The sequence below is a fragment of the Paraburkholderia fungorum genome, from assembly GCF_003610895.1.
Taxonomy (GTDB): domain Bacteria; phylum Pseudomonadota; class Gammaproteobacteria; order Burkholderiales; family Burkholderiaceae; genus Paraburkholderia; species Paraburkholderia fungorum_B.
Genome location: NZ_MCAS01000007.1, coordinates 1 through 24,022, shown reverse-complemented (window position 1 = coordinate 24,022; position 24,022 = coordinate 1). Strand labels below are relative to the sequence as shown.

Genomic DNA, 24,022 nt, shown 5'->3' with positions numbered 1-24,022 from the left:
GCGCTCGCGCGGCCTACGTCGCGCGAACCGTCGCCGCCTCGAGCCTCATCCTGCGACGCGCCCCGATCAGCGCGGCGAGCGCCGTACCAATCCCCAACGCGAACAGGCAGGCCGTCGGCACCAGCATCGGCGCAATCTGACTGTGCGCCACCTTGCCGACATAAGGCATCAGGTTCTGCCCGGCAAAACCGCCCAGGTTGCCGATCGCGTTGATCGCCGCCACGCTCGCTGCGGCCCTTGCGCCGGCGAAGAACCGCGGCGGCAACGACCAGAAACACGGATAGAGCAACGGAATACATGCACCGCCCAGGCACAGCGCGGCAAAACGCATCGACGCGGTCGGCAAGACGAGACTCGACGCGAAGCAAACAACGCCGACACCGGCCACCACGCTCATCGCCTTCAGCACGACGCGCTCACGTTTGAGCTTGCCGGGCAGCCACAGCAGAAGCAGCGTCGCGAGTGCCCACGGAATCATGTTCAACACGCCGTTCAGCGACGACGACACACCATCGCTTTTCAGCAGCGTCGGCATCCAGTAGGTCACCCCGTACAACGAGGTCGACATCAGCATGTACGTCAGCGCGAACATGAGAACCTTCGGATCGAGCAACGCCCCCCAAGGCCGCGTTGACCTGGCATCATCCGAAGCTTCCCGCTTGAGCGCGGCGACGACGACGTCCTTCTCCTGCTGCGAAAGAAACGGCGCGTCCTGCACCGAATCCGGCAGGAATCTGAGCGCGACGAACGCAATCAGAATGGCGGGAATACCGGTGGCGATAAATACCCATTGCCAACCCGCGAAGCCCCACGTGCCGCCCAATGTCAGCAGAAGCCCACCCACCAGCGAGCCCAGCATGTTGGCAAGCGAGCTGCCCAGCGTGAAGAACCCCAGCACCTTGGTGCGATAGCTTTGCGGGAACCACTGCGTGAGGTAGTAGATGACGCCGGGATAAAAACCGGCTTCGGCCACACCCAGTGCGAAGCGAAACGAATAGAAGACCGGCAGCGAACGCGCGAATGCCATCAGCACCGTGACCACGCCCCAGGTCATCATGATGCGGGCAAGCCAGGTCCGCGCGCCGAAACGATGCAGTGCCAGTGTGCTGGGTACCTCGAAGATAAGGTAGCCGATGAAGAAAAGCGAAGCCCCCAACCCGTATGAAGCTTCCGTCATGCCGAGGGCATGCACCATCTCCAGTTTGGCGAAACCGACGTTCTGGCGGTCAATAAACGAAATCAGAAACATGACGATCAGAAGCGGCATCAGCCGCCACGCCATCTTCCTCATTACCTGCTGCTCAAAGCCTGCCTGCATGGACATGTCCGCTCCGGTTTGCTCGCCGGCCGCCATCGACGCTCGCCCGGCGGCATGTCGGCCGCTACGTCGAGGAACACTGAGGGAACGGCCAGATTGATGTAGTCATATATATGTTTATATGAACTAGCATCGGGCACCATGAGGTGATACCCGAATAGGCGAGCTGCGGCCAGCGGTATTGCGGCGGGTTTCTGGCGGTTTTCCGGCTCTAGCGGATTTCCACCTGGTACTGGAACGTCGCAGCGGCGCCGCGAGTGCTACGCCACTCGAACGGCGAGCCGGCGAAGTCCGACGCCACACGGTGAACCTGGATAACAGGGCTGCCGGCCGCTACATCGAGAAGCGCAGCGTCGTTTGCCGTGGCTTGCTCTACTTTTAAAATTTCCGTGGCGGACGCCACGATTTGCCGGCAAAGACGTTCGTATAACGGATACAGCAGGTCCTCGAAATCGCCGAGTGGTAACGTGGCCAAGGGCTCGAAACGCGCACGCGGCAACCAGATTTCTTCCGACAGAACCGCTTGACCTTCGATCAGGCGCACGCGCGACAGGTGGATCGCTTTCTCGGAAGCTTTCATCCCCAGGCTAGCGCGAATTTCCTCGGCAGGTTTCACGATTTCGCGCTTGAGCACGCGCGCGGTCGGCCGCACCGGCTTGCCGTCACGCGACTTGAAGCGGAAAAAGCGAAACAGCGACGAATCGAAACGGGGCCGGCGGATGAATGTGCCCTTGCCCTGGCTGCGCGTGAGCACACCGTCGGCAACCAGCAGATCAATCGCCTTGCGGACCGTTCCGGTGGAGACGTTATAGAACTGCCCCAACTCCGCCTCGGTGGCGATGGCTTCCTCCAGCGCCCATTCGCCTGCAGCAATGCGGCCGACCAGGTCGTCACGCAATTGCTGATAACGGGGCAACCGGCCATCCGGCCTGGTCACAAAAGAGGCGGCTTCCATAGCATTCATATAGTTGTTCAGAGGAGTAACTACTGTACAACATCCCGCAGCGACGACGTGAGCAAGGGTTAATACTCAATGACTTTCGACGGCATTGCGGTCACCATTCATGTAGTCATATATATGACTACATGAATGGCATAACGGAGACGGCTATGTTCACGTGGTACAAGCAGGGCACGCCCCTGGAACGCAACACCTTTTGGGGATGCTTTGCGGGTTGGGGACTCGACGCGCTCGACGTGCAGATGTTCACCCTGGCCATTCCCGCGATCATTGCCGCGTATGGCATCGACCATACGCAGGCGGGCGCGATCAGCAGCGTGACGCTGATATCTTCGGCGCTCGGCGGCTGGATCGCAGGCGCGTTGTCGGACCGCATCGGGCGAGTCCGGACGCTGCAGATGACGATCCTCTGGTTTGCCGGCTTCACGTTTCTCTGCGCCTTCGCGCAAAATTTCCCGCAACTCCTGGTGCTCAAGGCGTTTCAAGGATTCGGATTCGGCGGCGAGTGGGCAGCCGGCGCGGTGTTGATGGCGGAAACCATTCGTACCGAACACCGCGGCAAGGCAATGGGTGCCGTGCAAAGCGCCTGGGCGGTTGGGTGGGGCGCGGCCGTGCTGGTGTATGCCGTGGCATTCTCCTGGTTACCCTCGGACACCGCATGGCGCGTGATGTTTGCCGTCGGCCTCGTGCCGGCCGGCCTGGTTCTGTTCGTACGGCGCAATCTGAAAGAGCCGGCACGCGTCGCGCCCGCAAGCGCCGCCTCCAGGACCTCGGTGCTCGGGCAGATAACCCAGGTCTTCCAGCCGCGAGTACTCAAGACCACCGTGATCGGCGCCGTGCTGGGCACTGGCGCGCATGGCGGGTACTACGCGATCATGACCTGGCTGCCCACTTTCCTTGCCAAGGAACGGCACCTGTCGGTTCTGAACACCGGTGGCTATCTGGCGGTTGTCATCGTGGCTTTCTGGTGCGGTTGCATGGCGAGTGCCTACCTGCTCGACCGCATTGGCCGCCGGCGCAATATCGCCCTCTTCGCGTTCTGCTGCATCGTGACGGTTCTCGCCTACGTGATGCTGCCGTTGACCAACACGCAAATGCTCATACTGGGCTTCCCACTCGGCTTGTTCGCCGCGGGCATTCCCGCAAGCCTCGGCCCGCTTTTCAACGAACTGTATCCGGCCGACATGCGCGGCACCGGTGTCGGATTCTGCTACAACTTCGGACGGATCGCCTCGGCGGGATTTCCTGTCCTTGTTGGCTACATGAGCCATTCGATGTCTCTCGGCATGGCAATCGGAATCGACGCGGCAATTGCATACGGTCTCGCGATGATCGCTGTATTGCTGCTTCCCGAGACGCGCGGCAAACGCCTGCGTGGCGTGGTATCCGAATCGGCTCCCGATGCTGTCGATCACGCGCGATTGACCCTGGACCAGCCGCGGAGCTGAGCATGCGTATTCCTGTATTCCCAGCTCGACCCCAGGCCTGCCGCGTGGACACTCACGCGCATGTCTTCCAGAGAGACTTGCCGCTCACGGATAGCCGGCGCTACGCGCCTGACTACGACGCGGCGCTCGACACCTATTTGCAATTACTGAACGCGCACGACATCGGGCGTGCGGTTCTGGTGCAGCCGAGTTTTCTCGGAACGGACAATCGCTACCTGCTGCAGGCGCTGTCCCAAAACAGGCACCGCCTGAGGGGCGTAGCAGTGGTCACGCCCGACGTTTCCGAAGAAGAGTTGACCGCGTTGCATGCTCGTGGCGTAACCGGCATACGGCTCAACCTGATCGGGCAGCCATTGCCGGATCTCGAAGCGAAATCGTGGATACCGTTGTTCGAACGCGTGTCGAAACTCGGTTGGCACATCGAACTACACCGGAATGCGCAGGACCTGGCACCCATGCTCGACCGGTTGCTGGAAATTGGCGTACCCGTGGTCGTCGATCATTTTGGACGCCCCGATCCGGAGAAAGGCATTCAAGATCCCGGCTTCAGGGCCTTGCTCGGATACGGCAGAACCCGCCGCGTGTGGGTCAAGGTCTCAGGCGCCTACCGGTGTGCGGCACCAGGTTCTGGCTTTGTGCATGAGGCGACGAGCCTGCTTCTCGAACACTTCGGCGCTGAGCGGCTGATGTGGGGCAGCGACTGGCCCCATACTCAATACGAGCAGGTGATGAACTACGGCCAGTCACTAGCGACGCTATTGGAACTCGGTCTGGACGCAACGGTGGTCGAGACGATTCTGTGCACCACCCCTGCATCGTTCTACGGATTCGAGCAGGAGTCCGGGAACCACGCCGCGTCGACAACGACGATGCTTCAACGCGCTTCCTGAGCGGAACGCCCAGGCCAAAGTCCGCCGAGCCTCATCGGCAACGGCAGACTGCCTGATCAGGCCGGTGGCAACATCAGTCCGGCCGGATAGCGATCAGCTCTGCGCCAGCGAGGCAGAACGCGCCGCGTCGCGCGCACCCTCCTGATGCATGCGCGTAATCAAGCCCAGCGCACAGAACAGCGTAATCAGCACATGCAATATCCCCAACGCCACAACCGAAAGAATCGATCCGGTTGCGCCTAGCAGGTACTGCCCGAGAATCGGCGTGGTGCCGGCGAACACCATGCCGCAAATCTGATAGGAAAGCGAAATACCCGTGTAGCGCACCTGAACCGGAAACGACTTCGCCAGAATGCCTGCCATCGCCGCGTAGTACAGCGAGTGCGGAATCGAGGCGAGCGCCATGCCCAGCATCGCAAGCTTCGTCGAACCGGTGGCGATCAGTGAGAACATCACGGGTAGCGCGATGATTTCCGGCACCAGCATGTAAATGACCGCTTTTTTCAGGTCCATTTTCGTGGCGAGCACCGCACCGAACGGTTGCACAATCAGCTGCACGACAATCGCACCGGTAATCACCGTAAGAAACTGTGTGCGATCGAAACCGATGCTCGTAACGGCCCACGAAAGTGCAAACGTCGTCTTAAAGTAAGTCGCGGACAGGCCGATCACACAAGCGCCCACACCCATTGCCACCAGTCCCTTATGGTTGCGCAGGACCTCGCCGATCGGCAGTTTCGCGACCTTGTTCTTGTCCTTCAATTCCTGCATGGCCGGCGACTCTTCGACGCTCATGCGGATGAACATGCCGACCACCACCAGCAGCGCCGAGAACAGGAACGGAATGCGCCAGCCCCACGTCATGAACTGGTGGTCGGGCAGCATCGAGGTCAACAGGAAGGCCACCGTTGCCAGCAGATTGCCTGCGGGCGAGCCTTGTTGCGCGAAAGCGGAGTAGAGAATCTCCTTGCCCTTGGGCGCGTGTTCCGACGACAGCACCACCGCGCCTCCCCACTCGCCGCCCATCGCTACCCCCTGCATGAGACGGAACAGAATCAGCAGCGCGGGTGCCAGCAGACCGACCTGGTTGTAGGTGGGCAGCAAGCCCATGCCGGTCGTGCAACACCCCATCAGCATCAGCGTGATGATCAGCGTCTTCTTGCGGCCGACCTTGTCGCCGAGGTGGCCGAAGATGATCCCGCCGATCGGCCGCGCCAGAAAGCCTACCCAGAAAGTCGCGAACGCCGCGAGCGTGCCGGCCAGCGCGGAGGTGGTCGGAAAGAATATCTTGCCGAGCACCAGTGCTGCCGCCGTGCTGTACGCATAGAAGTCATACCATTCGATCGTTGTCCCAACGAATGATGCGATACCCGCTTTACGGGCATTCCGGTGTTGCGTTTCGAGCGTGAGCGCCATCGTGGTACGTCTCCATTTTGTGTCGCGAATGCATGGGGCGGACTTAACGTCCATTCCCCGTTTGTTCGTATCAAGAACTTAATTTCCGTTATCGAACAAGAAGCGCGACTATAGGTAGCGCTCATAACAAGCGTCAACCAAGGGATTACCCGTGGCTGCCTCGTGGAACGAGGGCAAAGAACTAGGTGTATACCCGACACCCTATTGTCATCGAGTTATCGAAATGTCGATAATGTTCTCATGGATGTGAAAACAGCAGTACGCGTCTTCGACGTGATAAACCTCTTTGCCGAAGTGCGGCAACCCATGATCTACAGCGAGATCGCGCGTCGAACCGAGATCCCGCTGTCGAGTTGTCACGCGCTGTTGCAAACCATGGTGGCCAAGGGCTACCTCTATGCGCCGGGCGTGAAAGCCGGCTATTACCCCACGCAGCGGCTGCTGCACGTGGCGCGCGACATTTGCAGCGAAGACCCGCTGACGCTGCTGTTCCAGCCGCTGCTCAGCTCCCTGCGCGACGCCACCGGCGAGACTGCCGCGCTCGCCACGCTGGCAGGCAATCGCGTCGTCTACCTTGACGTGATGGAGTCGCGCCAGAAGATCCGCTATAGCGACGAGCCCGGTGGCTTCATGTACGTGCATGCCAGCGCGGCAGGCAAAGCGTTGCTCGGCGCGCTCTCCGTGGATGCGCGCCGCAAGCTGCTCGATAGTTGCGAGCCCTTGAGCGCCTCGACCGATGGCACGGTGATCGATCGGAAGACGCTCGAGATCGAAGTGGAGCAAGGCGTGAAAAACGGCTGGCATCGCTCGACGGGCGAAAACGTCGAAGACGTGGCCGGACTGGCGCGCGGCTTCCTGATTCACGGCGAGGCGTTCGCCCTTGTGATCGGCGGCCCGAAAGCGCGGCTGTTGAAAAACGAACCGCGCGCGATCGAAGCGCTGCTTGAAATTTACGGCCAGATCCCGCCTGCCCTGCTTGCGTGACGATGCGCTGCACGACTCACTGCCCGCATCTGCGAGCAGTGCGGCGCTTAGGCCAGATCAGTAGAGGAAGGTGCAATGCGCTGGAAGAACAAACCCGAAGGATCCAACTGGGGCGACTTCGGTCCTGACGATCAACTCGGCAGGCCGAATCTGATCGGCGCGGAACAGGTACTCAAGGGCGCGCGTGAAATCCGCGCAGGTTTGAGTTTTTGCCTGTCACTGCCGCTCGACTTTCCCGGCGACAACAAGCTGAACGTGCGCCGCCATCCGCCGGTACTGCGCCCGACCTTCAGGGACGGCCTGCCATACGTCAACTTCCCCCTTGCGCGCAACGAGGCAGGCGCCACCGACGTGGTCAGCGACGACCAGGTGCTGCTGAGCCTGCAATACTCGACGCAATGGGATTCGCTCGCGCACGTGGGCGCACGCTTCGACGCGGACGGCGACGGCGTGCCCGAAAGCGTCTACTACAACGGCTACCGCGCCAATGCGGATATCGTGGGCCCAATCGAGTATCGAGCGGACGACGGTTTCGCACCGCATGCCTGCGGCGGCGAACACAGCCACGCCGATGTGCTCGGCATCGAAAACCTCGCCGTGAAGGGCATGCAGGGCCGCGGCGTACTGGTCGATCTGGTGGCGCACTATGCGCGCGAACATCGAACAGTCGGTTACGACGATCTGATGTTTGCGATCGAAGCCGATCGCATCGAGATCGAACGCGGCGACATGCTGGTGTTGCGTACCGGCTTCGCCGAGATGGTGCTGGAGATGAATCGCCAGCCCGACGAGGCGGTGCTCAACCGTCACTGTTGCGCACTCGATGGCCGGGACGAACGTCTGCTGCAATGGATTACTGATTCCGGCATCGCCGCACTCGCCGCCGACAACTACGCGGTGGAACGCTATCCGGCACGCACGCCGGCCACACCGGGCGAGCACCTTTCGCTGCCACTGCACCACCATTGCCTGTTCAAGCTCGGCCTGCCGCTAGGTGAACTCTGGTATCTGCGCGAGTTAGCCGCGTGGCTGCGCACGAACGGTCGCTCGCATTTCATGCTGACCGCGCCGCCGCTCAGGTTGCCGGGTGCGATGGGTTCGCCGGTCACGCCAATCGCTACCGTCTGAACCTTTCTTCTCTGATTACCCCGAATCCGAAACATGACCAAAGAACGAGTTTTGATTACCGGCGGCGCTGCCGGCATCGGCGCCGCATGCGCTGAGCGTTGCAAGGCGGATGGTTATGACGTGGTCGTGATCGACCGTGTCGGCGCTGGACTGATCGCCGATCTGTCGGACCCGCAGGCAACGGCGGCGGCGCTTGAACGCGCGCTCGAAGACGGTCCGATCACGCGCCTCGTGAATAACGTCGGCGTTGTGGTGCCGGCGTCTGCGGAAGCGCAATCGCTCGAAGAACTCGAACGCGCCTGGGCACTCAACGTCCGCTGCTCGCTGCAATGCATGCAGGCCTTGTTGCCCGGCATGAAGGCTGCGGGCTTTGGCCGGATCGTGAATATGTCGTCGCGGGCGGCGCTCGGCAAGGAATTGCGGACCGCCTATTCGGCCACCAAGGCCGCGCTGATCGGCATGACGCGCGTGTGGGCGCTCGAACTCGGCGCGTTCGGCGTGACCGCGAATGCGATCGGCCCAGGCCCGATTCGCACCGAGTTGTTCGATCGTGCGAATCCGCCAGACGCACCGCGCACGCGCGCGATCATCGACAGCGTGCCGGTCAAACGTGTCGGCACACCGGATGACGTCGCGCATGCCGCGTCGTATCTGCTCGACGCGCGTAGCGGCTTCGTGACCGGCCAGGTGTTGTACGTGTGCGGCGGCATGACCGTCGGCGTCGCGGGAGTCTGAGCATGAACGCACAGGCGATACGGCGTGCGGGGATTGTCGGCGGCGGGAGCATCGGCATTGCCTTCGCCGTGGTGTTCGCGCGAGCCGGTTGGCAAGTGCGCCTGTTCGATCCGGCGGCCGCGCGGCGCGAGCTTGCGCCGGTTGAAATCAAGCAACGGCTTAGCGAGTTGAGCCGCTTCGGTCTGCTCAACGAAGCCGCCGTCGACGTGGCCGCGCGCGTCGAAATCGTGGCGACACTTGAGGCGGCCGCAGCCGACGCCGATCTCGTGCAGGAATGTGCACCGGAGCGTGAAGAGATCAAACGTGAGTTGTTCATCGCACTCGATCGCGCTGCGCCACCGCACGCGATTCTGGCGAGCGCATCGTCGTTTCTCGCGGCCTCACGTTTTGTCGACGAAACGCTGCCGGGACGCGGCCGGTGCCTCGTCGCTCATCCGGGCAATCCGCCCTATCTGATCCCGGTCGTCGAAGTCGTGCCCGCGTCCTTTACGGACGAAGGCGCCGTCGCACGTGCAATCGCCCTCTTCACCGAGGCTGGCCTTAAGCCGGTGCGCGTGGCAAAAGAAGTGGAAGGGTTCATCTTCAACCGGCTGCAAGGCGCGCTATTGCGCGAAGCGTATTGCCTCGTGCGCGACGGCGTGGCTTCTGTGGACGACGTCGATACCGTCGTGCGCGAAGGGCTGGGGCTGCGCTGGTCGGTCATCGGGCCGTTCGAGACCGCGGATCTGAATACGCGTGGCGGCATCGCCTCGCATGCGCAGAAGATGGGGCCGTCGTATGCGCGCATGGGCGCGGAACGCGGTCAGAACGATCCGTGGACGCCTGAACTCGTCGCCGATGTTGAAGCCGCGCGCCGCAGCACGTTACCGCTCGAACAATGGGAAGAACGCGTGGCGTGGCGCGACCGCGCATTGATGCGACTGACCCGCTATCGCAAGGACTCCGCACAAAACGATTCGTAAGCAGTACACGCCGTACTCACCGCATGATCCGATAAATATTATTCGACCAACACCAGAGACAGTCACATGCAGAAAATCACCGCCTTCTTCACGGAGCTGATGCGCAAGTATCTGCCCGATCCGTTCGTCTTTGCCATCGGTCTCACCTTGCTCACGATGATTCTCGCCGTGCTGGTCCAGGGCCAGGCGGTGAGCGCGCTCACCCTGAGTTGGGGCAAGGGCTTCTGGGCGCTGCTCGCGTTCACGACTCAAATGGCGGTGATTCTCGCAGCGGGCTATGTGCTCGCCACCGCGCCGCTCACCGAACGCTTTCTCGATCGCCTCGTCGCACGGGTGCACGATCCGCGCATGGCGGTAATCGTCGCGACGCTGGTGGGCGGCATCGGCAGTTATCTGAACTGGGGCTTTGGTCTGGTGATCGGCGGCATCGTGGCGCGCAAGCTGGCGCTGAGCATCAAGGGCGTGCATTACCCCTTGATCATCGCGTCGGCATATAGCGGCTTTACGATGTACGGCCTCGGTCTGTCGGCCAGTATTCCGGTGCTGATCTCCACCAAGGGGCACCCGATGGAAGCGCAAATGGGCGTGATTCCGCTGTCGGAAACGATCTTCTCGCCTGCGATGCTGATCACTAGCCTCGTTGTCCTCATCACGCTGCCGCTCCTGAATGCCTGGCTGCATCCCAAGCCGGGCCAGCCGGTGACCGAGATCGACCGCGCGCTGAACGACGCACCCAAAGCTGCAGCGCCGGCATTGGATATCGACGAGAGCAACACGCTTGCCAGTCGCCTGAATAACAGCCGCCTGCTGAGCTATCTGATCGGCGCAATCGGCGTGGTTTACGTGGTGCTGTATTTCCACGGTGGCGGTTCGATGGACCTGAACCTGATCAACTTCATCATTCTGTTCCTCGGCATCATTCTGCTTGGCACGCCGATTCGCTACGTCGAGAAGCTGAACGAAGGTATACGCACGATTAGCGGCATCATCCTCCAGTATCCGTTTTATGCCGGCATCATGGCGATCATGGCGTCGTCGGGTCTGGTCAACACGTTCTCGCACTTCTTCGTCAAGATCGCGACACCTGCCACGCTGCCGTTCTGGGGCTTGATCAGTTCGTTCTTCATCAACTTCTTCGCACCGTCGGGCGGCGGTCACTGGGTGATTCAGGGGCCGTTCATGATCGAGGCGGCCAAGTCGATCGGCGCATCGGTGGGACATACGGCGACCGCCGTCATGCTCGGCAACGCATGGAACGATCTGGTGCAGCCGTTCTGGATTCTGCCGGCGCTCGCGCTCTCGAAGCTGAAACTGAAGGACATCATGGGCTATACGGTCATCATGATGTTCTGGATCGGCATCGTGTACACGGTGGCGATTCTCGCCTGGGGTTGAGCAAACATCCGGCCGCCACAGCGCGGCCTATTCGATGGAGAAGGTCGCATGTTGTATCTCGTTCATATGCAGGTTCAGATTCCCGCCGACGCCGACAAGGTGTTCATCGATCGCCTGAAGGCCGAAGAAAAGGCGTTTTCGCAGAAGCTGCAGCGTGAGGGTAAATGGCGCCATCTGTGGCGCGTGGCCGGTCAGTACGCAAATTACAGCGTGTTCGATGTCGAATCGAACGACGAGTTGCATACACTGCTCAGTTCGCTGCCGCTCTTTCCGTACCTGGTTATCGACGTAACACCGCTCGCGCAGCATCCATCCGCCATCGCGCCGAACTGAGAGGAACACGCATGCCCTATATCATCGAAACGTTCGACAAACCCGGCCACGCCGACGTGCGCATACGCGAGCGCGAGACGCACCTGGCGTTTCTGGAAAAGAACAAGGCACTGCTGCTCGCCTGTGGCGCGAAGCTGAACGAGGACGGGAGCGGCGCGGGCGGTGGTGTGTATGTCGTCGATCTGGAAACACGTGAGGAAGCCGAAAAGTTTATTGCGGCCGATCCGTTTTCTCAGGTCGACTTGTTCGAGCGCGTGACGATCACGCGCTGGCGCAAGGCGTACTTTGACGGCGAGTGCTGTCTTTAAGCTAAGTATCCAGGCCCGGACTCGCTGTCAGTTGTACGGGCTTGGACCATATTTTTCTACGGCTCTCGAATGGCCGCTCAATCAGCCAGCGCCTCGCGAATCGCAGCGAGCCACAACGCCACGGCATGTGCGCCGGGGTCCACGTAACCGAGAGCGCGATCCCCGACATAACTCGACCGGCCGCGCCGCGGATGCATCGACGCAGTACGCGCCGCGCCCTCGGTTGCCGCATCGACCGCAGCTTTCAACGCCGCGTCGAGACCGCCCTCTGACTTTGCGAGCGCCGCTTGCAACGCATCGGCCGCAGGTTTCAGCGCATCGACCATCGTGCGGTCACCAGGATTTGCACCGCCTAACGCCATCAATCCGGCAACGCCCTCACTGAACGCCGCCGACCACGCCCTCGCCGACTCACCACCTGCCTGTTCGAGCGCGGCCGCACCGCGCAACAACATCACCGCGTAGAGCGGGCCGGAGGTACCGCCCACGACGCGACGCACCGTTGCGGACAAGCTGCGCAACACCGCACCCGGCGTCGCTTCCGAAGGGTAGGCATCGAGCTCGTTGAGAATGCCGTTCGCTCCACGCGACAGGCTGATGCCGAGGTCGCCATCCCCAACGCGCTGGTCCATGTCGGTCAAGACCGGTTCGGCTTCGAGCAGACATGCACAAACGGCCTCGATCACGCGGCGCAACGTTGCCTCGCGCGTGAGCGTCGCGCCGCTTGCACGATCTGGCGTAGCGGGTGCAGGCCGCAGCGAAACCTGTGCGACGCGCCCGCTCAACGCGGGCCATGCGGTGGTGTGCGTGGCGGCATCGAGCCTGCCGAGCCGCTCGTCGTCCACGCGCAGCAGTGTCAGCGAGACGCCGGCCATCTCGAGCGCGCTCAGGAACGTACCCGCCCATGCACGCTCCACATGGATGCCGAGTGCCGCCAGATAACGAAGCGCGGATCCGGCCACGATGCTCAACTCGCTCGAAGGCGTGCCGCCAAGGTTGTTCACCAGCAAGGCCACCCGCGCACCGCGTTGCAACGACAAGTCGCCGACGATCGTCGCGAGCAGCCTTTCGACGATCGCGTCGGCCGGCACCATCGCGCCACGTTCGACACCCGCTTCGCCGTGAATGCCCAAGCCCCATTCGATTTCGCCATCGGTCAGCTCGAACCCCGGCTTGCCCGCTGCCGGCACCGTGCAAGGCGTGAGCGCGACGCCCATCGTGCCGAGCGAGGCGGCCACGTCGCGCGCAATCTGCGCGACTTCGGCCAATGGGCGGCCGGCTGCCGCAGCCGCGCCAGCGATCTTGTGCACCAGCACGGTCCCCGCGAGCCCGCGACGGCCCGCATGATCACCGCTCGCCGCGAGCGCGACATCGTCGGCGACGATGACCATTTCCGTTGGGATCCCTTCGGCACGCGCGATCTCGGCGGCAAGGCCAAAGTTGAAACGGTCGCCCGTATAGTTCTTCACAATTAGCAGGACACCGGCGGTGCCGGCCACAGCGCGGATCGCATCGAGCACGGCATCCGTGGAAGGCGACGTGAACACCTCGCCCGCTACCGCGGCGCTCAGCATGCCATGACCTACATAACCGCCATGAGCCGGTTCGTGACCCGATCCGCCACCCGATATCAGCGCAACCTCGCCGCGCGCGGCAACGGCCTCGGCATCGGCGCGCACGACGATCGTGCCGCCTTGCAATAGCGAGAGATTGGGATTGAGCGCCGCGAGCCCGTCGAGCATGTCCGGGACGAGCGCGGAGACGTCGTTGATCAGCTTCTTCATTTCGTCAGCTTCCTTTTAAGCCGCCGGCCCTGTGTCGCGAGCTCACGGCAGTTTATGCAGTTGCGAGACCTGGAGGCTCAACTGTACCGCGCATCGGGAGAATGCGACGCGAAGCGGCCGACGCGAACGTGCAAAAGCATCAGCGAACGAGGCGGACTGTGGCGAAACAGAAGCGATACGAAAAGGGGAGACTGACAGGACAGTCGCACGATAACGATGTGCGCCGATGCGAAGCGAGAAGATGAACGTAGACGAAAACGGAACCGTTTTCGTCTACGTCACCGATGCGTTGGTAGGCTCGATTGGATTCGAACCAACGACCCCCACCATGTCAAGGTGGTGCTCTAACCAACTGAGCTACGAGCCTTTAGAGGCGCGAATTATAGAGACTCCGGGCGCGCAGCACAAGTCCCGCACGGCAAGTCTGTGCACGCGTGCGTGTCCATCGGTTCGTCGCGCGGCGGGTTGTCGAACCTGCTTCAGTTCGCCGACGCCCACCCGGTTTGCATATCCAGCGGAAAAACCGGCCGCTTCACGTGCTGGAAACGGAACAGCCCATAGTCCGAACTTGTCACACCGCGGCTATCGCACTCCACCAGCGCTGCGGCGATCGGCACAAAAACCGGGCGGCAGTACATGCGGGATTTGAGCAGCAGGAAACGCGCGCGGCGCGGGTCGATGCCGACGCTCTCGAATACGCCGAGGTCCCATGGTTCGTGCGTGCGCTCGGTCACCACGAGCTTGACCGAGCCTGTGTCGAGCACCGCCGCGCGCCCCATGAACGCCCGCTGACCTGTATAGGTCGGGCCGCTGATTACGTACTCGCCGTCCGTCAACGCACGCACTACGCCGGTCACCGCAAACGGCGGCCGCGGCGTCACCGCATCGCTTGCGACCTTGTTGCCGATCGTCACCGTCACCGTGCTGCCGACGCCTGCCGCCATCAGCGCCGCGACGGCCTGCGGATCGCACAGTGGCCCGCTTACGATTCCTTCGAGCTTCTGCTTGAGCGCCTCTTCCAGCAGGTCCATCGTGTCGCACGTGCCGCCCGACATGCAGTTGTCGCCGTGATCGAGCAACAGCACCGGTTTGCTCGCGCCTTGCGCGAGCGCGGCGGCCTGCGCCACCGACTCCGCCAGCGGCGCGCTGCGATAAACGAAATCCTCGCGCCCGTTCCAGATCTGCCGCGCGATGCGCTCCGCGACCACTTCCGCCTGCGCACGCTCGCCGTTCGCCACCACCACGACGCTGATACACGGCGCCTCGATGTCGGCGAGCGAAAAGCCGGACAAGACCGACACCGCGAGCATGCCATCGGCCTCTGCTGCACGCGCGGCATCCACGGCGCGCTTCATTGCGCCTTCGGCCGTCGCGCTGCGCAGCGTATGCGTGAGCAACGGCGGCTGGCGCCATGCGATCACCGGCTTCGCCTTGCCGTGGAAAAGATCGAACATCAAGCGCGCCGCATGCGCGCCAGTCTCGTACATATCGACGTGCGGATAGGTTTTGAAGCTGACAATCACGTCGGCGTTGTCGATCATTTTCTGCGTGACGTTGCCATGCAGATCGAGCGCAACCGCAATCGGTGCATGGGGCAGCGCGGCGCGCACGCGTTCGAGCAGATCGCCTTCGCCGTCGTTCGAATTCTCGGCGACCATCGCGCCGTGCAGGTCGAGCATCACCGCATCGCAGCCTGTTGCGGCCGCCACGATCGCATCGCAGATCGCGTCGTAAGCGGCGGCCTCGACCCGCCCGCTCGGATTCGCCGATGCGGAAACGGGCGTCACGATCGCGGCATGCTCGCGCTCGGCTGCGTCGATGAACGCGGCCATCGCCGTCTGCATGCCCTTGTTTTCGTTGAACGCGTCCTCGCCGTAGCTCGGGCCGTTACGGCCGAACGCGGCTAGCGGCGTGGCCACCGGAGAGAACGTGTTGGTCTCGTGGTTCATCCTTGCAATCAGGATCTTCATGCTTCCGCGCTCCCCGCCGTTTGTGCGACGTTCAGCATGGCCTGCAACAGGACGTTGCAGCCCGCTTCCAGGTGATCCGCGCGTGCGTCCTCGATTTCGTTGTGGCTGATGCCGTCCTTGCACGGCACAAAGATCATGGCCGCCGGCGCCACGCGCGCGAGATAAACGGCGTCATGGCCCGCGCCGCTGATCACGTCCATCGACGAAAAACCGAGAGCGTCCGCGCCCCGCTGAACCGCGCCAACCAGCTCCGCCGCGAACGGTTGCGGCGGAAAATACACCACCTGTTCAACATCGACGGTGATACCTGCCTTCTCACCCGCGGCCGCGCAAACCGCTAGTAGTGCCGCATCCATCGCGGTGAGCGAGGCGTCGTCGGCAGCCCGCAGGTCGACCGTCAGGGTCACGCGGCCAGGAATCACGTTGCGTGAATTCGGATGCACGTCGAGCCAGCCGACCGTTCCGCGTCCATGCGGTGCGTGGTCGAGGGCAATGCGATTCACCGCGTGAATCAGATCCGCCGCGACGAGCAGCGCGTCACGGCGCAAGGCCATCGGCGTAGGACCCGCGTGCGCTTCCATGCCGTGCACCGTCACGTCGTACCAGCGTTGACCCAACGCGCCCTGTACCACGCCGATCGTCGTGTCATGCGCCTCCAGCACGGGCCCCTGTTCGATATGGGCTTCGAAATACGCACCGACCGCATGAGGCTTGCCGTTTTCGCCTGCATAGCCGATAGAAGCGAGTGCATCGCGCACCGAAATACCCTCGCGATCGCGTTGTTCGAGCGCATGCTCCAACGTGAACGCACCGGCGAACACGCCTGAGCCCATCATCACCGGCACAAAACGCGAACCCTCTTCATTGGTCCATACGGCAACCTCCAGCGGCGCAAGCGTGCGAACGTTGGCGTCAGCCAGCGTGCGTAGTACTTCGAGACCGGCCAGCACGCCGTAATTGCCGTCGAACTTGCCACCCGTGGGCTGCGTATCGATGTGGCTGCCGGTCATCACCGGCGGCAGCGTGTCGTTCACACCCGCGCGGCGCGCGAAGATATTGCCGATCGCGTCGATCCTCACGCTGCAGCCAATCTCCTTAGCCCACACGATAAAGAGGTCGCGCGCCTTGCGATCCAGCTCGGTCAACGCGAGCCGGCACACACCGCCTTTATCCGTCGCGCCGATTTGTGCGAGTTGCATGAGACTGTCCCAGAGCCGCGCACCGTCGACACGCAGATCGGCGAGCGTTCCGACGGTTGTTGATTCATGAACCTGCATCGATGCTTCCTCATAGTAAAGACAGCGTGCGCGTCAGACGACGCCGACGCCCAGATAACGGTCCTTGATCGAATCGTCGGCGGCGAACGAAGCGTTGCTGCCTTCGTAGACGATCACGCCCTGTTCAATGATGTAGTGGCGATCCGCGAGTTGTGTGCAGACTTCCAGGTTCTGCTCGACCAGCAGAATCGCGACGCCCGCTTCACGGATCAACTTCAGCTGTGCGACGATCTCTTCCACGATCACCGGAGCGAGGCCCTCAACCGGCTCGTCGAGCATCAACAGGCGCGGATGATTCATCAGCGCGCGGCCGATCGCGAGCATCTGCTGTTCGCCGCCGGAGAGTTGCGCACCACCGTTCGTACGCCGCTCTTTCAGGCGCGGGAAAATGCGGTAAATATCGTCGAGTTGCCACGGCGAATCCTTGCGCGCACCGAGCCGCAGATTTTCTTCGACAGTCAGCAGACGAAACACACCGCGATGTTCGGGTACGAAGCACACACCGCGGGAAGCGATCTTGTGCGGCGGCATGCCGTTGATGGCAACGCCGTTGAACGTCAGCGTACCGCGCTGTGGCGTAACCACACCGGCAATAGCCTTGAGCGTGGTCGACTTGCCTGCGCCGTTGCGGCCTAACAGCGTGACAGTCTCGCCTTCGTCGATTTGCAGCGATACCCCTTGCAGGATATGGCTCTTACCGTAGAAACCGTGAATCTGCTGCACGTCGAGAATCATGCGCGGCCTCCTGTGATCATGTTGCCCAGATAGGCGCTGCGTACGCGCTCGTCGCCGCGAATATCGTCCGGGCGCCCTTCCACCAGCACGCGCCCTTGCTGCATGACGGTGATCGTATCGGAGATGTCCATCACGATGCCCATGTTGTGCTCGATCAGCACGACGGTGTAATCATCGCGCAGGCCGCGAATCAGCTGCTTCATGTCGTCGAGATCGTCGATGCCCATGCCGGAAGTCGGCTCATCCAGAAAGATCGCCTTGGGCCGCGCGGCGAGCGCCATGCCGACTTCGAGCCGCCGTTGCTGACCGTGCGACAGCGCGCCCGCAAGCGCCTCGCTAAAGCGCTGTAACGCGAGGCGTTCAAGCACACTGTCAACCGTGTCCGCATGGGTGAGCGCGCCATGCGGCGGCGTCCAGGCGTTCAACGCACGGACCGCGTCGACACCCTGCGCGGCGAGCCGCAAATTTTCGCGCACGCTCAGATTGGCGAACAGGCTCGTCACCTGAAACGAACGCGCGACACCGCGGCGCACGCGCTTATGGTCGGGTTCGTGCGTCACGTCATGACCGTCGAAGACGATTTTCCCTTCGGTGATGGGCAAGGTGCCCGTCAACACGTGGAACAGCGTTGTCTTGCCCGCGCCATTTGGACCGATCACCGAATGCACCGTACGCGGCATGACGCGCAAGTTGACTTCGGAGAGCGCCGTGAATTTGCCGTACCGCTTCACCACGCCGCTCGCTTGCAGAATCGCTTCGCTCATACGTGCTCCCTGGCTGCGTGGTTGCCGGTATCGTCGTCAGCATCATCGCCGGATGGATTGCGCCGCAATGCCTGCCAGATTCGTTCGCCCAAACCCCATAGGCCGCGTTGCATGAAAAGGCTAACAGCGATCAGCACGATGCCGAGCAGCAGCAGCCAGCGTGGCCATAGCGTGGAAAGCCAATCGGCGAACAGCACATAGAACGCCGCGCCCAGCACCGACGCGAACAGGTTGCCTGTGCCGCCGATGACCGTCATCACAAGGATCATCTCGCTCGTGTGGTAATCGATGTTGGACAGTGGCGCGATGCCGGTCATCAGTGCATGCAACGCGCCTGCGAGGCCTGTCACAGCGCCGGAGATCACGAACGCCATGAGCTTGAAGCGCTTGACGTCGTAGCCGACCGCGGCCGCGCGCGCTTCGTTGTCGCGGATCGCCAGCAACGTGCGTCCGAATACCGAATGCGAGACACGCATCAGCAGCCAGAACACCACGAGGAACAGCACAGCGACGAAACCGTAGTACTGCCACGGCGAGGTCAACGGCACGAGTTCTTTGCCGAACAGCCCGAGCGCCGGGCGCGGGATGTCGAGCAGGCCATTGTCGCCGCCGGTCAGATCGGGCGTGGTGTAGGCGAGGAAGTAGAAGAGTTGCCCGAATGCGAGCGTCAACATGACGAAGTACGTGCCGCGCTGACGAATCGAAAACCAGCCGACCAGTGCAGCGGCAGCCGCGCCGATCACGATCGCGGCGAGCAGCGCCACGGGTATCGGCATTGCCGTCCGGGTAAGGACAAGGCCCGCGCAATAGCTGCCGAGTCCAAAGAAGATGCCCTGCCCGAACGAGAGCAAGCCGGTATGACCGAGCAGCAGATTACAGCCGAGTGCGGCGAGCGCGAACACCAGCACTTCCGTGGCAAGCGACCCGGAGCGCAGCGTGAGGGGCAGCACGCACACAACCAGCAACGCAAGCAGGAGGAAGCGATAGCGATGCAACGCGCGCTTCAGGCTGGGTTGAACCGCCCGGGGAGACGCGTCTTGCACGATAGGCTTTGACGGTTCGATCATGCCGCTCTCCCCAGCAGGCCATTCGGCCGTAGCAACAGCACCGCGGCCATCGCGACATAGATCATCAACCGCGCGCCCTCCGGCCACAGCGTACTCATCACGCTCTGCACGATGCCGACCAACAGCCCGCCGACCAGCGCGCCGAGAAAATTGCCCATGCCGCCGACCACGACCACGACGAATGCGACGCTAAGCGCTTCAATGCCCATGAACGGATCGACGCCACGAATCGGCGCGGCGAGCACACCCGCCAATGCGGCGGTAGCGGCACCCAGCGCAAACACCAGACTGAAGACGCGTGTCACGTTGATGCCAAGCAGCGACACCATCTCGGTCGATTCGCTGCCGGCACGCACCGCACTGCCGAGCCGCGTGCCTTCCAGCACCCACCACAACAGCACGGCCAGCGCCGCTGTGAATCCGATCACGAACAGGCGGTACTTCGGATACACGAAACTGCCCCAGATCACCACGCCATTCAGCATGTCGGGAACCGGCACGTTGTCGCCAATCGGGCCCCAGATCAGGATCGCGCATTCCTGCACGACGAGAGCAAGGCCGACCGTCACGAGAATATGAAACTCGTGCTGTTGCGCGTAGACGTACCGCAAGATCAGCTTTTCGACGACCCACGCAAGCGCGCCGACAACGATCGGCACGACGACAAGCGCGGTCCAGAAATTCATCGACCACTGCATGGCCTGGTAGCAGAAATACGCACCGAGCAGATAGAACGCGCCGTGCGCGAAATTCACAAACCGCAGCAGGCCGAACACGATCGACAAGCCGACCGCGAGCAGGAAATACAGCATCCCCACTCCGATGCCGTTGACGATCTGCAGGAGATAAACGTTCATGGCGTCCGTCTAAAGGATGTAGCGATGGGGTTTCGCTAATGAGCGTGCCGCGTTGCATACGGCACGGATGCATCAGGCCATCTTGCAGCCGGTCTGTTCGAGCGGCAGGAACGACTGGCCGGAACTCACGATATCGGCGTAGTCGTCGGCGTTTTTCATCTTGTTCTTCGCCTTGCCCTTCAACAGATAGTAGTTCTTCAGTACCTGATGGTCGCCTTTGCGGATTTCTTCCGGACCGGTCAAGCCGTCGTACTTCATACCCTCGAGCGTCGCCACCACCTTCTTCGGGTCGACCGTGCCCGCTTTCACGATGCCGTCGAGCAGAATCTTTGTGCAGATATAAGAACCCGCGAGGCTGTAGTTGGGATTGGCCTTGAACGCCGCATTGCTACGTTTGACGAGATCGCGATTGAGCGGCGAGTCGATGCCATGCCAATACTGCGCGCCGAAGTAAACACCTTCGCACAGGTCCGCACCGAGCGATTCGAATTGCTCCAGACCAGAAGCCCAGGCAAGCAGAATCGTGCAATTGTTCTTCATGCCGAAGCTCACCGCCTGGCGCAAGGTATCGGACGACTGCGACCCGAAGTTGAGAATCAGCAGAACATCAGGCTTCGCGGCGACGGCGTTCGTCAGATAACCGCTGAATTCCTTTTCGTTGAGCGAGTGGTAGCTATTGCCAACATGCTCGATACCCTTTTCCTTGAAGATCGCCTTTGCCGCCGATAGCAAACCGTCGCCGAATACGTATTGCGGCGTGATGGTGTACCAGCGCTTTGCTTTGGGCATCACCTGGATCAGCGGACGCACGGTCTGTTCGATCGCACCGTAGGTCGGCACCGACCAGCGGAAGGTCGCGTCGTTGCAATCCTTGCCCGTGATTTCATCCGCGCCTGCCGTGGTGATGAAAATACCGCCGGCCTTCTGCACTTCTTTGCCCATCGCCAAAGCTTCGGAGGACAAAATACCGCCGGCGAAGAAGCGCGCATTCTTCTGCTGTGCGATTTCCTGCACGCGACGCACCGCTGTCGCGGGCTTGCCTTCGGTATCGAGCACCGTATAAGCAAGCGGCTGGCCGAGTACCTTGCCGTACTGTTCGATCGCGAGCTTCATGCCGAGGTCGGCGTACTTGCCGTTCGCGGCGAATGGGCCCGACATCGGCACCGGGCATGCGAACTGCAAAGCCCCGGCCTGCGCGAACGCAGTACGCGCGACCAGTGAGCCCAACGTTCCCGGAACGGCCGACAACGCGGCCAGCTTCAACATATTTCGGCGATTCAAAATGACGCTCCTTAGGAAAGAGACAAGCACTGACCGACTGCGAAACTGAAAGACTGCGCGAACGACTACGAAAGCTTGCTGGCCACTGGGAAGTTTTTCATCACGCCAGCTTTATTCTATTTATCATGATAAATAGGTTGGACTCGATCGTAGGTACAATAAATTCGAGTGTCAATAAGGCAAAATTCCTGGCGGCAGCGATACGGCTTTCCGTGTCACGACGGGCTCGGTGGCTGGTCGAAGAAAGCGCGCACAGGACGAAACTGGGAGTAACGAAGATGACCATGGACCGCGCCAAGGCTGGCGCCGCGATTGAGATCAAGCAGCAAAAGCGCGGCGATCTGGTCGCCGAGGAGATCAAGCGACTCATCACGGAGAAGGATCTGAAACCGGGCGACCGCCTGCCGCGCGAGGTGGAACTGCAGCAGCTCTTTTCAGTAAGCAAAAGCACGATCCGCGAGGCGCTGAAGTCGCTCGAGGTACAGGGTCTCATCAAGGTGACCACGGGTCCGAGCGGCGGCGGCATGGTGGTCGAAGTGCCGCTCGATCGCACGTTGCAGCTCTTGCAGAACTACCTGTTCTTCAAGGACGTATCGATCGACGATATTTACACCGTGCGTAAATTACTGGAGCCGGAGTTGGCCGCGGGTGCCGTGCCGCATCTGACAGAGCAGGATTTCGAGGCGCTCGAAGCGAGCATTGCGTGCTGCGATCGACCGGCATCGTCGCATGGCGGGCAGGACATCGTGCGGCAACGTCAGGAAGACGTCAATTTTCATGACATCCTCGCAGCGGCGAATCCGAATCCGTTCCTGCGCTTCAGTTGCGAATTGATCAACGAAATGATCCGGCAGCTGATCGAGTTTCGTAACGATACGCCGCAAGCAGAACACGAGCGTTTCGGTCAGGCCAACGTGAAGATCCACAAAGCAATCACGAAAGCGGCGCGCGAACGCGATGTGGAGAAGGTGCGCGAGTTGATGGTCGTTCACATGACAGAAGCGCCGCGCTATGTGAAACGGATGAAGGGCAAGCTGCGCGGGCGGCTGATTCTCGATTCGGAGATTCGCCGGCGCGTAAGGGCGCGCAGCGTAGCGCCGGCTGATGAGGCAGATCAGGAGTGACGTCGACGGGGGAGACTGAAAGAATCAGCCAAAGCAAAATGAAAGCACGAACGTGCCGGTTGGCCGAGTGCGATTAGCTTGTACGCAGCTATCCCGTTGCTCAAGGCGGGCAATTGTGTCGCCGTAGCCACGTGAGGGCTCAACCTTTTACGGCCCGCGCCGTTATTGCATCTGCACAGGCATAACACTGGACCGTCATGGCACAACCTATTCCGTTTTCCCGCAACACCGGCGCTGCACGCGCCCGGCATGACAAAGCCACGCTGCTGCCGATTACCCGGAAGATCGCCGACGACCTTGCCTTGCGCGTACATCTGGCGCTTGACGCCTTGCGCCGCGGAACCGGCGGCACGAGCGATGCACAAACGCTCACACAGACCATGCTGTTGACGGGTTTTCTGGCTGAATCCGGCTTCGGTTCGATGACCGGCGAGCAACTCGGTGCGGCGGAGCGCGCGGTGTCGGCGGTTTTCGATATCGGCCGTGAAACCGGCACTTGGAAACTGGACAGCGGAGGTTTTGCGCTTTTCTCCGAAATCGCGACGAATTACGATCGGCAACTACACAGCGCGCCCCTTTGGGCGATCACCGACGCCAGCGAACGACTCGACCGGTTTACCGCAGGTGTGTCGTATCAGGCGCCGGTGAGAAAGCGGGCTTAGTTGGCAGGCTTGGTCGAAGAGCCGGCAGGAGTTGAAGGGTTACGCGAAGGCGTTCTGCCTTGCGGCGTCTGCAGCGGGCATGCATGCGCCGGATCGAGGGAGTCCGGGCTGGTGCTGAGCTGACGGGGATTTACGAGAGTCGAGAGTCCTGTGCGATCGCACGATGGCAAAGTCCTGTGCTGTTTTCGCCGCCGTAAACGCAGAAACCCCACCTTTTCGGGGTGGGGTTTCTGGTGCTGCTAGGGAGCCTGACGATTACCTACTTTCACACGGGAATCCGCACTATCATCGGCGTGGAGTCGTTTCACGGTCCTGTTCGGGATGGGAAGGGGTGGGACCGACTCGCTATGGTCATCAGGCATGACTTGTTGTCGTGCTGTCTTTGGGGGACAGCACAACCAATCTGGAAGAAGTAGTTTCTGGTGATGCTCACCAGAGGGAGATTCGGGGGTTGTGTTGTTTCTGGCACAACACTGATCTCTCAACCGTGCGTCATGTCTTGCCCCCTTCGGGGGTGGGGTCCTGGTAAATGCTGAAGCATTAACCATGACCGACACGAAACACACCTGTTATAGGATCAAGCCTTACGGGCAATTAGTATCAGTTAGCTTAACGCATTACTG

Annotated in this window: 22 protein-coding genes, 1 tRNA gene and 1 rRNA gene; 11 read left to right on the top strand and 13 right to left on the bottom strand. The window is 61.6% G+C overall.

Annotated features, from left to right (window positions below; genetic code table 11):
• Positions 1 to 13: 13 nt before the first annotated feature.
• Together BCY88_RS08375 and BCY88_RS08370 are read right to left on the bottom strand one after the other, a co-directional pair.
• A complete protein-coding gene (locus BCY88_RS08375) occupies positions 14 to 1,324 on the bottom strand; it encodes an MFS transporter (RefSeq protein WP_120343952.1) in 1,311 nt (436 codons plus the stop codon).
• Between the two features lie 205 nt (positions 1,325 to 1,529).
• Positions 1,530 to 2,273: a GntR family transcriptional regulator gene (locus tag BCY88_RS08370; protein ID WP_120343804.1), complete on the bottom strand. Its 744-nt coding sequence runs from the start codon at positions 2,271 to 2,273 to the stop codon at positions 1,530 to 1,532.
• 155 nt (positions 2,274 to 2,428) lie between these two features.
• Between BCY88_RS08370 and BCY88_RS08365 the strand changes: the two genes are divergently transcribed.
• Positions 2,429 to 3,727 (top strand): MFS transporter, encoded by a 1,299-nt coding sequence (locus BCY88_RS08365; RefSeq protein ID WP_120343803.1) that lies wholly within the window; start codon positions 2,429 to 2,431, stop codon positions 3,725 to 3,727.
• A gap of 2 nt (positions 3,728 to 3,729) precedes the next feature.
• Positions 3,730 to 4,617, top strand: a complete 888-nt coding sequence (locus BCY88_RS08360) for an amidohydrolase family protein (RefSeq protein WP_120343802.1) — start codon at positions 3,730 to 3,732, stop codon at positions 4,615 to 4,617.
• 93 nt (positions 4,618 to 4,710) lie between these two features.
• Here BCY88_RS08360 and BCY88_RS08355 read toward each other — a convergent pair whose 3' ends face one another.
• A complete protein-coding gene (locus BCY88_RS08355) occupies positions 4,711 to 6,033 on the bottom strand; it encodes an MFS transporter (protein WP_120343801.1) in 1,323 nt (440 codons plus the stop codon).
• A gap of 240 nt (positions 6,034 to 6,273) precedes the next feature.
• Between BCY88_RS08355 and BCY88_RS08350 the strand changes: the two genes are divergently transcribed.
• The 7 genes from BCY88_RS08350 (at position 6,274) to BCY88_RS08320 (ending at position 11,878) form a co-directional block, all read left to right on the top strand.
• Positions 6,274 to 7,017, top strand: coding sequence for an IclR family transcriptional regulator (locus BCY88_RS08350; RefSeq protein ID WP_120343800.1), 744 nt, complete (start codon positions 6,274 to 6,276; stop codon positions 7,015 to 7,017).
• Between the two features lie 75 nt (positions 7,018 to 7,092).
• Entirely contained in the window at positions 7,093 to 8,145 is a 1,053-nt protein-coding gene (locus BCY88_RS08345; RefSeq protein ID WP_120343799.1) for a cyclase family protein, read from the top strand.
• 33 nt (positions 8,146 to 8,178) lie between these two features.
• The gene (locus BCY88_RS08340; RefSeq protein WP_120343798.1) at positions 8,179 to 8,880 is read left to right on the top strand and encodes an SDR family oxidoreductase; all 702 of its coding nucleotides are present in this window, start codon (positions 8,179 to 8,181) and stop codon (positions 8,878 to 8,880) included.
• Between the two features lie 2 nt (positions 8,881 to 8,882).
• A complete protein-coding gene (locus tag BCY88_RS08335; protein ID WP_120343797.1) occupies positions 8,883 to 9,842 on the top strand; it encodes a 3-hydroxyacyl-CoA dehydrogenase in 960 nt (319 codons plus the stop codon).
• A 66-nt stretch (positions 9,843 to 9,908) separates the two neighbouring features.
• The gene (locus BCY88_RS08330; RefSeq protein ID WP_120343796.1) at positions 9,909 to 11,237 is read left to right on the top strand and encodes a short-chain fatty acid transporter; all 1,329 of its coding nucleotides are present in this window, start codon (positions 9,909 to 9,911) and stop codon (positions 11,235 to 11,237) included.
• Positions 11,238 to 11,285: 48 nt separating this feature from the next.
• Positions 11,286 to 11,570 (top strand): muconolactone Delta-isomerase, encoded by a 285-nt coding sequence (catC, locus tag BCY88_RS08325; RefSeq protein ID WP_120343795.1) that lies wholly within the window; start codon positions 11,286 to 11,288, stop codon positions 11,568 to 11,570.
• An 11-nt stretch (positions 11,571 to 11,581) separates the two neighbouring features.
• Positions 11,582 to 11,878, top strand: a complete 297-nt coding sequence (locus BCY88_RS08320) for a YciI family protein (RefSeq protein ID WP_120343794.1) — start codon at positions 11,582 to 11,584, stop codon at positions 11,876 to 11,878.
• 77 nt (positions 11,879 to 11,955) lie between these two features.
• Here BCY88_RS08320 and dhaL read toward each other — a convergent pair whose 3' ends face one another.
• The 9 genes from dhaL to BCY88_RS08275 all read right to left on the bottom strand — a co-directional run bounded on the left by dhaL (position 11,956) and on the right by BCY88_RS08275 (position 21,613).
• Entirely contained in the window at positions 11,956 to 13,662 is a 1,707-nt protein-coding gene (dhaL, locus tag BCY88_RS08315; protein WP_120343793.1) for a dihydroxyacetone kinase subunit DhaL, read from the bottom strand.
• Positions 13,663 to 13,952: 290 nt separating this feature from the next.
• Positions 13,953 to 14,029 (bottom strand) — tRNA-Val (locus BCY88_RS08310).
• 112 nt (positions 14,030 to 14,141) lie between these two features.
• Positions 14,142 to 15,632, bottom strand: a complete 1,491-nt coding sequence (locus BCY88_RS08305) for a M81 family metallopeptidase (RefSeq protein ID WP_120343792.1) — start codon at positions 15,630 to 15,632, stop codon at positions 14,142 to 14,144.
• Positions 15,629 to 16,909 carry a Zn-dependent hydrolase gene (locus tag BCY88_RS08300; RefSeq protein ID WP_120343791.1) on the bottom strand — a complete coding sequence of 427 codons (1,281 nt, stop codon included), beginning with the start codon at positions 16,907 to 16,909 and terminating at the stop codon, positions 15,629 to 15,631. Before BCY88_RS08300 ends, BCY88_RS08305 begins: the two co-directional genes overlap by 4 nt.
• A 33-nt stretch (positions 16,910 to 16,942) precedes the next feature.
• Entirely contained in the window at positions 16,943 to 17,644 is a 702-nt protein-coding gene (locus tag BCY88_RS08295; protein WP_120343790.1) for an ABC transporter ATP-binding protein, read from the bottom strand.
• Entirely contained in the window at positions 17,641 to 18,408 is a 768-nt protein-coding gene (locus BCY88_RS08290; protein ID WP_120343789.1) for an ABC transporter ATP-binding protein, read from the bottom strand. The genes BCY88_RS08295 and BCY88_RS08290 overlap by 4 nt, the downstream gene beginning before the upstream one ends.
• A complete protein-coding gene (locus BCY88_RS08285) occupies positions 18,405 to 19,475 on the bottom strand; it encodes a branched-chain amino acid ABC transporter permease (protein ID WP_120343788.1) in 1,071 nt (356 codons plus the stop codon). The genes BCY88_RS08290 and BCY88_RS08285 overlap by 4 nt, the downstream gene beginning before the upstream one ends.
• Positions 19,472 to 20,332, bottom strand: coding sequence for a branched-chain amino acid ABC transporter permease (locus BCY88_RS08280; protein WP_120343787.1), 861 nt, complete (start codon positions 20,330 to 20,332; stop codon positions 19,472 to 19,474). The genes BCY88_RS08285 and BCY88_RS08280 overlap by 4 nt, the downstream gene beginning before the upstream one ends.
• A 72-nt stretch (positions 20,333 to 20,404) precedes the next feature.
• Positions 20,405 to 21,613, bottom strand: coding sequence for an ABC transporter substrate-binding protein (locus BCY88_RS08275; protein WP_120343786.1), 1,209 nt, complete (start codon positions 21,611 to 21,613; stop codon positions 20,405 to 20,407).
• 278 nt (positions 21,614 to 21,891) lie between these two features.
• On the opposite strand from BCY88_RS08275, the gene BCY88_RS08270 reads away from it, so the two are divergent.
• Together BCY88_RS08270 and BCY88_RS08265 are read left to right on the top strand one after the other, a co-directional pair.
• Complete coding sequence (locus BCY88_RS08270) at positions 21,892 to 22,737, top strand: FadR/GntR family transcriptional regulator (RefSeq protein WP_120343785.1); 846 nt, start codon at positions 21,892 to 21,894, stop codon at positions 22,735 to 22,737.
• Between the two features lie 197 nt (positions 22,738 to 22,934).
• A complete protein-coding gene (locus tag BCY88_RS08265) occupies positions 22,935 to 23,399 on the top strand; it encodes a hypothetical protein (RefSeq protein ID WP_120343784.1) in 465 nt (154 codons plus the stop codon).
• Positions 23,400 to 23,645: 246 nt separating this feature from the next.
• On the opposite strand, the gene rrf is transcribed toward BCY88_RS08265, so the two are convergent.
• Positions 23,646 to 23,758, bottom strand: a 5S ribosomal RNA gene (gene rrf / locus BCY88_RS08260).
• Positions 23,759 to 24,022 lie beyond the last annotated feature (264 nt).

Bases quoted from the DNA above. Each gene is read 5' to 3' on its own strand.
- BCY88_RS08300 (WP_120343791.1), bottom strand. From the start codon at position 16,909: ATGCAGGTTCATGAATCAACAACCGTCGGAACGCTCGCCGATCTGCGT.
- BCY88_RS08295 (WP_120343790.1), bottom strand. From the start codon at position 17,644: ATGATTCTCGACGTGCAGCAGATTCACGGTTTCTACGGTAAGAGCCAT.
- BCY88_RS08280 (WP_120343787.1), bottom strand. From the start codon at position 20,332: ATGAACGTTTATCTCCTGCAGATCGTCAACGGCATCGGAGTGGGGATG.
- BCY88_RS08270 (WP_120343785.1), top strand. From the start codon at position 21,892: ATGACCATGGACCGCGCCAAGGCTGGCGCCGCGATTGAGATCAAGCAG.
- BCY88_RS08345 (WP_120343799.1), top strand. From the start codon at position 7,093: ATGCGCTGGAAGAACAAACCCGAAGGATCCAACTGGGGCGACTTCGGT.
- BCY88_RS08360 (WP_120343802.1), top strand. From the start codon at position 3,730: ATGCGTATTCCTGTATTCCCAGCTCGACCCCAGGCCTGCCGCGTGGAC.
- BCY88_RS08290 (WP_120343789.1), bottom strand. From the start codon at position 18,408: ATGAGCGAAGCGATTCTGCAAGCGAGCGGCGTGGTGAAGCGGTACGGC.
- BCY88_RS08350 (WP_120343800.1), top strand. From the start codon at position 6,274: ATGGATGTGAAAACAGCAGTACGCGTCTTCGACGTGATAAACCTCTTT.
- BCY88_RS08370 (WP_120343804.1), bottom strand. From the start codon at position 2,273: ATGGAAGCCGCCTCTTTTGTGACCAGGCCGGATGGCCGGTTGCCCCGT.
- BCY88_RS08365 (WP_120343803.1), top strand. From the start codon at position 2,429: ATGTTCACGTGGTACAAGCAGGGCACGCCCCTGGAACGCAACACCTTT.
- catC (WP_120343795.1), top strand. From the start codon at position 11,286: ATGTTGTATCTCGTTCATATGCAGGTTCAGATTCCCGCCGACGCCGAC.
- BCY88_RS08285 (WP_120343788.1), bottom strand. From the start codon at position 19,475: ATGATCGAACCGTCAAAGCCTATCGTGCAAGACGCGTCTCCCCGGGCG.
- BCY88_RS08340 (WP_120343798.1), top strand. From the start codon at position 8,179: ATGACCAAAGAACGAGTTTTGATTACCGGCGGCGCTGCCGGCATCGGC.
- BCY88_RS08305 (WP_120343792.1), bottom strand. From the start codon at position 15,632: ATGAAGATCCTGATTGCAAGGATGAACCACGAGACCAACACGTTCTCT.
- BCY88_RS08355 (WP_120343801.1), bottom strand. From the start codon at position 6,033: ATGGCGCTCACGCTCGAAACGCAACACCGGAATGCCCGTAAAGCGGGT.
- dhaL (WP_120343793.1), bottom strand. From the start codon at position 13,662: ATGAAGAAGCTGATCAACGACGTCTCCGCGCTCGTCCCGGACATGCTC.
- BCY88_RS08265 (WP_120343784.1), top strand. From the start codon at position 22,935: ATGGCACAACCTATTCCGTTTTCCCGCAACACCGGCGCTGCACGCGCC.
- BCY88_RS08375 (WP_120343952.1), bottom strand. From the start codon at position 1,324: ATGTCCATGCAGGCAGGCTTTGAGCAGCAGGTAATGAGGAAGATGGCG.
- BCY88_RS08335 (WP_120343797.1), top strand. From the start codon at position 8,883: ATGAACGCACAGGCGATACGGCGTGCGGGGATTGTCGGCGGCGGGAGC.
- BCY88_RS08320 (WP_120343794.1), top strand. From the start codon at position 11,582: ATGCCCTATATCATCGAAACGTTCGACAAACCCGGCCACGCCGACGTG.
- BCY88_RS08330 (WP_120343796.1), top strand. From the start codon at position 9,909: ATGCAGAAAATCACCGCCTTCTTCACGGAGCTGATGCGCAAGTATCTG.